This window comes from Enterococcus sp. DIV0970a (assembly GCF_051711265.1).
Lineage (GTDB): Bacteria > Bacillota > Bacilli > Lactobacillales > Enterococcaceae > Enterococcus_D > Enterococcus_D casseliflavus.
In genome coordinates, this window is record NZ_JBIOMF010000001.1 from 2,384,181 (window position 1) to 2,395,000 (window position 10,820).

Sequence of the window (10,820 nt, forward strand, 5' to 3'; positions counted from 1 at the left end):
TTAATTCAAGACAAGCAAGAAGGAAATAACGAACCCTAAAATACAATACGTTTCCATCATCGCTACCAAGATAATTCCTTTGGTCACATGTTCTGGTTTTTTGGCTAAAATCTGCATCGCAGCACTTGCGGCACGTCCTTGCCATTTACCGGCGATAATTGCTGTTAACGCGATCGGCAATGAAGCGATAAACAAATACAACCCGCGATCGAATGAGATCGAACCACTGATCTGACCAAAAATCATAAAGGAGATTACAAAGCCGTATAGCCCCTGGGTACTAGAAAGCAATTCCAAAATCAACGCTTGCCCGAATTTCTCTGGTTGCTCTGAGATCAAGCCTGATGCTGCTTCACTGGTCATCCCAACACCGATCGTTGATCCAATACCACCACAAATCGTTGCGGTCGCTACACCTAAAGCTGCAAAAACAATTCCACCATTTTCGTAAAAGAAACTAATCCAATTTTCCATTATTATCCTCCTGTAACTTTTCTTCTGAGATGATCTCTACATAATTTTCATTTGATTTGAACGGGTCAAAGGCACGTCCGCCCCCCGTAAAGAATTTTCCGAAATACTCTAAATACTGCAAGCGGATACCATGAACATACGCACTAAGGTAACTTAAGAAAATATTCAGGCCATGTAGCGCCACAAATAATAAGATACCGACGGTAAATCGGGCTGCTGGCGGCAAGTAGCTAATGATCAAGTTGAAGGCTGAGGCGATACTTCCGCCGGCAACCCCTAATGCCATCAGACGGGTGTAACTGATCAAGTCACCAACATAATTGGTCACATCCATCAATCCGTACAATCCAGAACCGATTTTTCCCGCCAACGTTTTTCCTTCTAAACTGCCTCCGATTGCCACTGCTAAAAGACTGGCAGCGATCATTACGATCCCAATCGTTTGTAATGGGGTGTCAGGGAAAAGCAGCATTCCTGCGGCGACAAAAACCACACTGATCAAAAAGACGATCCACGAACCGGCTTGGAACATCGCAGCCAGTTTCTGATCTTTTTTCTTCCATAAAATATAGAATTTCAGCGCTAAGCCAAACATGATCTGAATGTACCCAAAGATCACGGATAAGACTAAGATCTGATTGACATCATCCTGGGCAGACAACAGCTGGAAGGAGAATTCAAATCCGAAGAAGTTGCCATAGATCAAGCCCCAAATAATCGTAGGGATCGAGCACAACTGAAAGAGGGTCAAATTTTGTTCCAGCCCTTTGCTGAGGTGGAACAGCTTTTTCCCCAGAAATGTCGCCAGAAACAAGAGCAATCCATAGCCAAAATCGGCAACCATCATCCCGAATGCCACCATGTAAAAAGGCGCCATAAATGGTGTCGGATCTAACTCGTCATATTGCGGCAAGCTGTACATCCGAACAAGTCCTTCAAAAGGTTTGATCCAACGTGCGTTTTCTAATAAAATCGGCACATCAGCCAGCTCTTTTTCCGTCACTTCTTGGTATTCGAGGTAATAGTTATCCGTGGTCCCTTTTTTGATACGTTTTTCTAATTCGGCCGCCCCATCAACAGGAACCCAGCCAGAAATCGAGACCGCATGAGTCGAACGCAAAAGCATTTTACTGCTTTTTAAGCGGGTGATCGCTCCATCTAAATACTCGGCAACGATCCGCAAGGTTTCTTGCTCTTTTGTCATCGCACCAAGAGAAGCTTTGATTTCTTTTTCTTCATCAATTAGACGTTGGGATTTTTCTTTCATCGTTTGCAGATCTTCTTCTGGAATGCCCTCATAAGGGTAGATGTATTGCTCGAAGGCTGCTTTCTTTAGAAGAGTAGTTACTTTTTCTTTTACATCTTTATGGAAAAGTACCAATAAGTAAGTTGTCGTTTGTGATTGATAAATGGTTTCGACATAGACAAGCGGCAGCTTTTCACTGTTGGTCGTAAAGTCAGCCATTTCAGAAGTAGGAATCGATCCTAACAAGCCACCTGATTTTTTTAATTCTTTTAAAACACCTGGTCGTTCTTTGAAATACTTCCAGATCGACAGTTCTGCTTCTTGTGCTAATACATCGCGTTTTTCTTGATCAATCAAGCGAAGACGTTTGTCTTGTTTACGAAGGGTTTGGCATAATTCTTGCCAAGGATAGGTGTGGGCTGTTTCAGCCAATTCTTGAAGGGTATATTTTTTGATTGGTTGCCGCAGTTGTGCCAGCATTCCTTTTTTGGGTACATATTCTTCTAAAAAATTTAAGCTCCAGTTGACTTGACCAAACTGGTTCTCCATTTCTTCTTCAGACTGTTCCTCGCGAACCGGTGTCAAAACACCCGTCGTTTCTTCAGAATCATAATATTTTTCCGAAGAAAGCAGTTCTACGCCTTGAAAGTCTTGCAGCTGCTCTAAAACAGCTTCTTTCTGATCGTAAAAGGTCAACAGACTGAACTTTTGCATTTTTGCAATTGCCATTTATGTCACAACCTTATTTATTATTATTGCTAATGCTTCTTCTTTCAATTCATTAGGGATCGTTCGCAGTGTTTCCACTTCTGCTTTGGTCTTAGCCAAGAGTGGTTCCTTAGACTGTACCAACTCAGCTGCGATTTTTTGGTTGATTGCTTCTTTTTGTTGGGCTTCTTTTTCTGCCAACTCTTTTTTAAACGCCTTCAACCGTTCTTCTCTTGCTTGTGCCAATTGTTTTTTTTCTGCTTCTGCTTCTTTATTTTTATTTTCCGCAAATTGCTCTGCTTCTTGTAATAATCGAATGGCATCTACTGTCATTTTCTCACCTGCTTTCACTTTTTTTCCGCAAAAAAAACCACTACAAATCAAGCATATGGCATTCGCTGATCGTAGGGTGTCAAAAATCAATAAGTGGCAAATACCTTCACCTATTTCCGTTTTCTAATATAACCGTAACATAAATTTTGCGATAGAACAAGGTTCCTAGCGTTTTTTTATAGTCTTTACATATAAAAGTCACAAAAATTACACATTTTCACAAAAAGAAATCCTTTTCATTTTATTGGAGGTTAAATGATGACAAAAAAGAAAGATTAGAAACAAAATGATGTTTCAAATCTTTCTTTTAGTTTTTTCTCGTCTTTTTCTTAACTTAAATGCTTCTAAAGAAAAGACAAGCATTTAAAATAACAAAGCATCGACCTACTCACGTATAAACGGCATACTCATACAGCGGGGGCCCCCGCGTCCGCGAACCAATTCGCTGCCCGAGATTTCATTCAAAATGACTCCTGCCTCTTTTAACAGCCCATTGGTAATGGTGTTGCGGTCATAGACCACGACTTCTCCAGGTGCAATCGCCAAGGTATTAGACCCATCATTCCATTGCTCTCTAGCTGCCGCTGCTAAATCGTCGCCACCACAGCGGATCAAGTGGACTTCAGGCAAATCTAAATAACGGCAAAGAATGTTTTCCAACGTATCTTTTTCCTCATATACTCGCACACCGTCCTTGTGTTTAGTGATTGAATACAGCGAAAGTTCTCCCTCTATTTCTGGATGGATCGTGAACTTATCATGATCCACCATCGTGAAGACCGTATCTAAATGCATAAATTTTCGTTCCTCGCCGATATTAAATGCCAAGATATGTTCGAAACTCGGTTCTGTGGCAAAAATCGTTTCGGCAATTTTTTCAATTGAGGCAACTTCTGTTCGTTGAGAGATCCCGATCGCCACGATTTTATCTGATAAAATCAGCTGATCCCCGCCTTCCATCCGCGTCGTTTCGTCCCGATGATACAAAAAGTTCGTCTCATTGCGGGCAAACATCGGATGGTGCGTAAAAATTTGTTTTCCGTAGAGGGTTTCCCGTCTTCTCGTTGCAGAATACATTCGATTCAAGGAAACACTGTGACCAATCGTCGCAAACGGATCTCGCGTGAAATATAGGTTTGGCATTGGATCGATCAAGAAAGGATATTCTGTTTCAACGATTGCCGTTAAGTTACTGGCTTTTGAAATTTCTACCTCACTTTTTTTCAAGCCCGCCATCGTATGATCGATAAAGGCGCGATTGTCTTTAATCGACAGGAAAAAGTTGCGCACTTCGTTGCGAATCTCTTCATCAAGGATTGTTGTTTCATTTAAATAGTCTTCTAAAAAGGCCTCTTTGGCACCAGTTGTTGTCAATGTTTCAGCAGCTAGATCCTCCAAATAAAGGACTTCCACCCCTTTGCTTCTTAACGTATCCGCAAAAAAATCATGTTCTTTTTGCGCTTGGGTTAAAAAAGGAATATCATCAAACAACAATCGATCAAGATAATCCGGCATCAAGTTTTCTAATTCTGCGCCTGGACGATGCAGCAGCACCCGTTTTAAAGGGGCAATCTCAGAAAAAATCTGTATTGGCTGGTTCATGAACTTGTCTCTCCTTCTTGGCAATTTTGTTGAATAACTTATGTCATTCATTTTTTATGATTCCTCATCACATAATTATTCATTTCTCTGACTCATCGTGTTTTTTCTACTCGTGATTCAAAGTTTTTTTAGATCCTATAGTTATAAACATGCATTTCAGCAAAAAGAAACCTCCGATAAAAAAACAACTTTCTAAGAATGTAAATTCTAGATACTTTAATTTACCGCCTTTTTCAATTGTATATTTTTGTTAAAAAAACAGCAAGGCAAAAGAACTGATGGATGATAGTCCTAGCTGCGAAACCAGATTGAATTATTTTTGTTTTTTTGGATCATTTCATGATTTTCAAATGATACCGCTATCAAACAGATAAATATTTGCTATGATTCAAGTATCTTGATGCTAAAGAAACGTCTATAAAGGAGTGATTTGATGAAAACGCAACGTCAACTTTACTATGGTGCCGACTACAATCCTGAACAATGGTCTAAAGAAGTCATTCTTGAAGATATGCGCTTAATGAAAGAAGCAGGTGTGAACTATGTAAGTATCAATATTTTTGGCTGGGTCAATCTGCAGCCAGATGAATCCACCTATGATTTTGATTTGCTGGACTGGTTGATGGATCTTTTATATGAAAACAATATCATGATCGACCTAGCCAACGGAACGGCTTCGCCTCCCGCTTGGCTTGTTCAAAAACATCCTGAGATGCTGCCTGTGACCATTCATGGCAATCGACTGGTTCATGGGGCGCGCCAGCACTACTGTCCGACTTCCCCTATCTATCGTCAATATGCCACCGATTTGACGGAAGCAGTCGCAAACCGTTATGCCAATCATCCAGGGCTAGTCATGTGGCATATCAATAATGAATATACCTGTCACATCCACGAGTGTTATTGCGATCATTGTCGGAAAAGATTTCAGACATGGTTAGCAGAGAAATATCAGACCATCGCTGGATTGAATGATGCGTGGTCAACCAAGTTTTGGAGTCAATCCTATGGCAGCTGGGAGGAAATTTTTCTACCTGAAGCGATGCCGACCTTCAAAAATCCTGCGCAGCAGTTAGACTATCGCCGTTTTCTTTCCGACATGAATCTGGAGCTCTATCAACTCGAAAAGGCGGCGATCGCAAAATATTCACAAGGCATCCCTTACATGACCAATCTTATGGGCTTGCACAAATACGTGGATGGGTTTAAATGGGCACCCGAAATGGATGTAGTCAGCTGGAATTCGTACCCGAATCCCTTTGAAAAGATCCCTTACCCGCAATTTCTTGCTAACGATCTAACTCGTAGTTTAAAGAAAAAACCTTTTTTGATCATGGAACAAGCCACCAGCGCCGTTAATTGGCGGCAAATCAATGGTGCCAAGACACCCAACCAGCAGCGTCTTTGGAGTTATGAAGCGCTCGCTCATGGCGCTGATGGCATCATGTTCTTCCAATGGCGGCAGTCTCGTGGCGGTGCGGAAAAATTTCATAGTGCGATGGTGCCTCACGGAGATCCTCATTCAAGCCGTATCTTTCGTGAATGTGCGCAATTAGGCAACGAATTTTCGCAACTGTCGGAAATTGTTGGGACGCGCTTCTTGGCTGATGTCGCGGTTGTCTTTGACTGGGAAAATTGGTGGGCGCTGGAATTGGATGCCAAACCAAGCACCTTAAAGTACATTCATCAGTTACGCAGCCTGTATGCCGCGCTAAGGGCGTTAAATTTGAGCGTAGACTTTGTCCATCCTTCCGAATCCCTAGACCGCTATCCTTTAGTGATCGCTCCGAATCTCTATTCAGCACCAGAAGCCTTCGGTAAGAAAATCAATGATTACGTGCGACAAGGCGGCATCTTCTTGACAAATTTCTTTAGTGGGATCGTCAATGAATATGACCAAGTCTATCTTGGTGGCTATCCAGGACTGTTTAGAGACACCTTAGGGATCATTGTAGAAGAGTTTTACCCAATGAAAGCAGCTTCCCATCACCAAATTGACTTCCAAGGTCGTCGGTACGACAATTCTCTATGGGAGGAAGTCATTCATCTAAATGGTGCTGAATCTTTGGCAACCTTCCAATCCGGTTATTTGTCCGATAAGCCAGCCATTACTATGAATCAGATCGACGATGGGTATGCGTATTACGTGGGAACAGAATTGTCTCTTGAAGGGCTAACTACATTTTTAGCGACCATTCTGGAAAATCATAAATTAGCGACTCATGCCCAGCACTTCTTGGCTGCTCCTACTGAGGTCTCCGTTACATGCCGCAAAGGTGCTGGCTATACACTCGTCTTTCTCTTAAACCACACCGAGCAGACAACCAAAGTGAAGCTGAAAGCCCCTGGAGCAGACCTTCTAACCAAAGAAACCAGACAGTTGGTAGTTATGAAACCAAAAGAAGTCGCAGTTCTTAAGTATATTGATTGATCTAAGGAAAGAACCTCCATGAAGCGATCGCTTCATGGAGGTTCTTTAATAGAAGTTACTAGATTCAGGGAGAGTCATTAGATTAGCGATAGGCGTTTTCCAAATAAGAGCTTATCTTTTGTCTTCGCTCTCCATCTCTTTTTTCTGAATAATGATACTCTGGATTAGTCCAATGGGATTTGTCATACAACCAAACAGGCATTTTTTTCTCTTCGTCTGTTTCCCATTCATAACGCGGAAACAAATGTGCATGAAGAAAGTTATCGGTATTTCCCAATAGTTCATAATTGATTCTCAATGGAGAACAAGCCTGTATTATAGCATCTCCTAAAAGAGTCATATCAGTTAAGAAAATCTGTCGCTCGCTTAAATCTAGATCATTTAAAGAAGCCACCTCTCTTTTAGGTAATAATACACAATATCCAGGAAGAAATTGGACATCGCCATAAACAGCAAAACTGCCAGGCAATTCTTTGATTACCATTGGATTTGTCCCATCTATCGCCGATTTGATTCTATTCTCATACCATTTCATTTCTTGTCTCCCCTCTTTTCTTTACTGTTACTTGCGGCTATTCATGTAAAAACTATACAAGGTTTAGGAAAGGCTTTCAATAGTAACAAAACAAAATAACTTTGCTATATGAGTGGTCCGTAAGCGTGTCATAAAATGGTACCTAAACACAAATAGCCCGATTTGATACACTCAAATCAGGTTATTTGTGACTTATATTATTTACAGATTTCTTGTATCTGCTGATTCCATGGCAAATAAGCGCGTAGCGCTTCAGGTGTCATCGAAGACAGATTGGGAATCTCTGTAAAAAGATGATTTAAATATTTGCGGATGTTTAACCCATTCGCAACAGCTGTCTGGATAATACTCAATATAATTCCATTTGATCTAGCGCCTTTTAAGCTTTTAGAAAATAGCCAGTTTTTTCGACCGATCACTAACTCTTTGATGGCACGCTCTGCTCGGTTATTTGAAAGTTCCAACCGTCCATCAAGCAACACAATCTGAAGTCCGTCTTTATGATTGACTGCGTATTGAACCGCCTTTCCAAGCTGCGATTTTGGCAAATAAGCAAAGCTCTCACACCAATGAAAAAATTCAGTCATCACAGGCTGCAACGTTTCCTTCCTCGCTACAAACCTTTCTTCTGCGCTAAGCTTATTAAAGGTCCGTTCGATTCGAAACATCTTGTCACAGAAGTCTAACCCTATTTTGGCATGACTTTTTGGGGACGGTTGTTTACCCAATGCTTCAAAAAACTTTCTGCGAACATGCGCCCAACAATAAACATTGTTTACCGGCAGCTTTCCATAGGCCGCGTAACCATCAGTATGCAAGAAACCGCTAAATGATTCTAAAAAACTTTTGGGCTCATCAACGGAACGCGAATTTGCGTGCTCGTAGAGCACAACTTGTTTTTCTTCGCTTTTACCTGAAGCATATAACCAGTAAAAGGTCTTTTCTTTATGAGTATTCAATACCCGATAGCTTGTCTCATCCGCGTGTAAGACCTCCTGATTGCTTAATTCTTGATGAAGGCAATTGTAGATTGGCTCTAAAACCATTTCACTTACCTTGATATGCCAATTAGTGATTTTTTTACGATCAAGAGGGAAACCAAGTGCATGCCATTCTTTTTCTTGTCGATATGCCGGCACCTTTTTAACAAATTTTTCCCAAATACTCTGTGTCACAATTGAAGAGGAACCTAGACTATTATTGATCAACGGTTTAGGAACAGGCGCTTTTTTGATTTTTGTTTCTCCTAATGCTTCACATTCTCTGCAATGATAGGCATGTTGGTAGATGACTTGTTTTTCTATATGGGCAGGAACATACAATGGCTCTTCTCTAAGCCTTGTCGCACCGATATCATGTAAAGTATGACCACAGTCTTCACACAAACAATCGGCACCTTTTAATTCATAATGAATAGGAACTTCAGGCAGACCTTCTAATGAAAGTGCTTTGAGTCCCTTGCGTTTTCTGCGTTTAAAAGAAGATACCGTAATGGTTTCCTGGCTTTCTTGTCCAGTGTGCTCTGGTTCATTAAAAGTTGAGTCGTCTAATAAATCGATTTGCCCATCTACGGGTGGTGTTTCTTTTTTTCGTCCAAACAAGCGTCGATTCATTTCAGCAATTTGTTCTCTAAGAAGAGTATTTTCCTGTTGCTGGATTTCAAGCAACTGTGTTAATTGCTTGATTTGTACAAGAAGTTCAGATTCCAATTTTGTCATTTTTACACCACCATTCTAGCGATTTTCTTACATCTATTATACCATTTTATGACAACGAAAAACAGACAAAATCCTTGATTTAACAAGGTTTTCGTCTAATATATCGCACCTTTTTTCGTTTCTTTTAGCGTACATTTTTCTTCGATTGAAAGGCCAGTCAACAATCGCTCCAAAAGGAGCGGATTTAATTGTAAGACTTCTTTTCTGGAACGCGGCCATTGAAGGTACCCATTTTCAAATCTTTTGTACATTAATACAAATCCATTTTGATCCCAGTAAAGAGCCTTGAAGCGATCTTTCTTCGTACCGCAAAATAAGAAAAGCGCTTGATCGTAAACATCAAGGTCATATTCTTCTATAACGAAAGCTGCTAGTCCATCAATTCCTTTTCGAAGATCTGTTTTTCCACAAACGATAAAAATATGTTTCAATGCAGTTGCATCAATGAGCATTGGCATTCAACTCTTTTAACAAGGTATACAAAAGATATTTATCCATTCCATTATAAATAAATATTTCCTTATCTTCCGATTTGATTCTGCAAGCTAGTTTTGGCTTGGTGTCAATTTGCGATTTTTGAGCCGCACTTGAAAATTGAACTGGTACAATATCTTTTTTATTCATTCGTTTTTCTCCTTCTATATTTAATAGTTTAATTATAGAAGAAAGATAACCGGCGTACGAGATACTATCCTATGACACGCTTACGAAGAAAGATAACCGGCGTACGAGATACTATCCTATGACACGCTTACAGTGGTCCTCCAAAATCGTATTTGTAGACTTTTATAAACAAAAAAAATGTATCAATCTTATAAAAGACTGATACATCAATGATACCGGCGGCCGGGGTCGAACCGGCACGCCCTCAACGGGCACTGGATTTTGAGTCCAGCGCGTCTGCCAATTCCGCCACGCCGGCATGTTGAAAGGTTAGTATTAGTACTAAGGCGGTAACCGGATTTGAACCGGTGATGAAGGTTTTGCAGACCTCTGCCTTACCACTTGGCTATACCGCCATTATACTATTGTTGAAATCTACAATCAAGTGAAGATTGTACTGGGGTAGCTGGATTCGAACCAACGCATGACGGAGTCAAAGTCCGTTGCCTTACCGCTTGGCTATACCCCAAAAATGAAAGGGCGAGTGATGGGAATCGAACCCACGAATGCCGGAGCCACAATCCGGTGCGTTAACCACTTCGCCACACCCGCCGTGATAAGAAACTGTTGAAATATATAATGGCAGGGGCAGCAGGAATTGAACCCACACTAACGGTTTTGGAGACCGCTGTTCTACCTTTAAACTATGCCCCTATGAATGGAGGAGAGTGGATTCGAACCACTGAACCCTAAGGAACGGATTTACAGTCCGTCGCGTTTAGCCACTTCGCTACTCCTCCATGGTGGCGCGGGACAGAATCGAACTGCCGACACATGGAGCTTCAATCCATTGCTCTACCAACTGAGCTACCGAGCCATATAAGAAAATATAAGTTTTACAAAAATAATGAAACGGTCTGGACGGGACTCGAACCCGCGACCTCCTGCGTGACAGGCAGGCATTCTAACCAACTGAACTACCAAACCGTAATGGGGGTTAACGGGATCGAACCGCTGACCCTCTGCTTGTAAGGCAGATGCTCTCCCAGCTGAGCTAAACCCCCGAAGGTTGTTCATTAAATTGTAATGATCCGTACGGGATTCGAACCCGTGTTACCGCCGTGAAAGGGCGGTGTCTTAACCACTTGACCAACGGACCTAAGTTTAAAA

The 10,820-nt window shown here is 41.3% G+C and carries 9 protein-coding genes and 10 tRNA genes; 1 reads left to right on the forward strand and 18 read right to left on the reverse strand.

The window, feature by feature from the left end; genetic code table 11:
• The 4 genes from IGK14_RS11405 to arcA form a co-directional block, all read right to left on the reverse strand.
• Entirely contained in the window at window positions 1–474 is a 474-nt protein-coding gene (locus tag IGK14_RS11405; RefSeq protein WP_005229236.1) for a V-type ATP synthase subunit K, read from the reverse strand.
• Window positions 458–2,449, reverse strand: coding sequence for a V-type ATP synthase subunit I (locus IGK14_RS11410; RefSeq protein ID WP_010749207.1), 1,992 nt, complete (start codon window positions 2,447–2,449; stop codon window positions 458–460). Before IGK14_RS11410 ends, IGK14_RS11405 begins: the two co-directional genes overlap by 17 nt.
• Window positions 2,450–2,761, reverse strand: a complete 312-nt coding sequence (locus tag IGK14_RS11415; protein WP_010749206.1) for a hypothetical protein — start codon at window positions 2,759–2,761, stop codon at window positions 2,450–2,452. It abuts the gene before it with no gap.
• A 384-nt stretch (window positions 2,762–3,145) separates the two neighbouring features.
• Window positions 3,146–4,363 (reverse strand): arginine deiminase, encoded by a 1,218-nt coding sequence (arcA, locus tag IGK14_RS11420; RefSeq protein ID WP_010749205.1) that lies wholly within the window; start codon window positions 4,361–4,363, stop codon window positions 3,146–3,148.
• Between the two features lie 433 nt (window positions 4,364–4,796).
• Between arcA and IGK14_RS11425 the strand changes: the two genes are divergently transcribed.
• Window positions 4,797–6,794: a beta-galactosidase gene (locus IGK14_RS11425; RefSeq protein WP_010749204.1), complete on the forward strand. Its 1,998-nt coding sequence runs from the start codon at window positions 4,797–4,799 to the stop codon at window positions 6,792–6,794.
• An 82-nt stretch (window positions 6,795–6,876) separates the two neighbouring features.
• On the opposite strand, the gene IGK14_RS11430 is transcribed toward IGK14_RS11425, so the two are convergent.
• The 14 genes from IGK14_RS11430 to IGK14_RS11495 all read right to left on the reverse strand — a co-directional run bounded on the left by IGK14_RS11430 (window position 6,877) and on the right by IGK14_RS11495 (window position 10,809).
• The gene (locus IGK14_RS11430; protein WP_010749203.1) at window positions 6,877–7,329 is read right to left on the reverse strand and encodes an HIT family protein; all 453 of its coding nucleotides are present in this window, start codon (window positions 7,327–7,329) and stop codon (window positions 6,877–6,879) included.
• A gap of 197 nt (window positions 7,330–7,526) precedes the next feature.
• Window positions 7,527–9,047 carry an IS66 family transposase gene (gene tnpC / locus IGK14_RS11435; protein WP_010749202.1) on the reverse strand — a complete coding sequence of 507 codons (1,521 nt, stop codon included), beginning with the start codon at window positions 9,045–9,047 and terminating at the stop codon, window positions 7,527–7,529.
• Between the two features lie 95 nt (window positions 9,048–9,142).
• Complete coding sequence (tnpB, locus tag IGK14_RS11440) at window positions 9,143–9,499, reverse strand: IS66 family insertion sequence element accessory protein TnpB (protein WP_010749201.1); 357 nt, start codon at window positions 9,497–9,499, stop codon at window positions 9,143–9,145.
• Window positions 9,489–9,671, reverse strand: a complete 183-nt coding sequence (locus IGK14_RS11445; protein ID WP_002300846.1) for a hypothetical protein — start codon at window positions 9,669–9,671, stop codon at window positions 9,489–9,491. The genes tnpB and IGK14_RS11445 overlap by 11 nt, the downstream gene beginning before the upstream one ends.
• A gap of 213 nt (window positions 9,672–9,884) precedes the next feature.
• Window positions 9,885–9,969 (reverse strand) — tRNA-Leu (locus IGK14_RS11450).
• Window positions 9,970–9,995: 26 nt separating this feature from the next.
• A tRNA-Cys gene (locus IGK14_RS11455) sits at window positions 9,996–10,066 on the reverse strand.
• Window positions 10,067–10,107: 41 nt separating this feature from the next.
• Window positions 10,108–10,179, reverse strand: a tRNA-Gln gene (locus tag IGK14_RS11460).
• Window positions 10,180–10,189: 10 nt separating this feature from the next.
• Window positions 10,190–10,262 (reverse strand) — tRNA-His (locus IGK14_RS11465).
• 28 nt (window positions 10,263–10,290) lie between these two features.
• Window positions 10,291–10,364, reverse strand: a tRNA-Trp gene (locus IGK14_RS11470).
• A 5-nt stretch (window positions 10,365–10,369) separates the two neighbouring features.
• Window positions 10,370–10,450 (reverse strand) — tRNA-Tyr (locus IGK14_RS11475).
• Window position 10,451: 1 nt separating this feature from the next.
• A tRNA-Phe gene (locus tag IGK14_RS11480) sits at window positions 10,452–10,527 on the reverse strand.
• Between the two features lie 36 nt (window positions 10,528–10,563).
• Window positions 10,564–10,637: transfer RNA gene (locus tag IGK14_RS11485), tRNA-Asp, on the reverse strand.
• 4 nt (window positions 10,638–10,641) lie between these two features.
• Window positions 10,642–10,714: transfer RNA gene (locus IGK14_RS11490), tRNA-Val, on the reverse strand.
• Between the two features lie 23 nt (window positions 10,715–10,737).
• Window positions 10,738–10,809 (reverse strand) — tRNA-Glu (locus tag IGK14_RS11495).
• Window positions 10,810–10,820 lie beyond the last annotated feature (11 nt).

Bases quoted from the DNA above. Each gene is read 5' to 3' on its own strand.
- tnpB (WP_010749201.1), bottom strand. From the start codon at position 9,499: ATGCTCATTGATGCAACTGCATTGAAACATATTTTTATCGTTTGTGGA.
- IGK14_RS11410 (WP_010749207.1), bottom strand. From the start codon at position 2,449: ATGGCAATTGCAAAAATGCAAAAGTTCAGTCTGTTGACCTTTTACGAT.
- IGK14_RS11405 (WP_005229236.1), bottom strand. From the start codon at position 474: ATGGAAAATTGGATTAGTTTCTTTTACGAAAATGGTGGAATTGTTTTT.
- IGK14_RS11430 (WP_010749203.1), bottom strand. From the start codon at position 7,329: ATGAAATGGTATGAGAATAGAATCAAATCGGCGATAGATGGGACAAAT.
- arcA (WP_010749205.1), bottom strand. From the start codon at position 4,363: ATGAACCAGCCAATACAGATTTTTTCTGAGATTGCCCCTTTAAAACGG.
- tnpC (WP_010749202.1), bottom strand. From the start codon at position 9,047: ATGACAAAATTGGAATCTGAACTTCTTGTACAAATCAAGCAATTAACA.
- IGK14_RS11425 (WP_010749204.1), top strand. From the start codon at position 4,797: ATGAAAACGCAACGTCAACTTTACTATGGTGCCGACTACAATCCTGAA.
- IGK14_RS11445 (WP_002300846.1), bottom strand. From the start codon at position 9,671: ATGAATAAAAAAGATATTGTACCAGTTCAATTTTCAAGTGCGGCTCAA.
- IGK14_RS11415 (WP_010749206.1), bottom strand. From the start codon at position 2,761: ATGACAGTAGATGCCATTCGATTATTACAAGAAGCAGAGCAATTTGCG.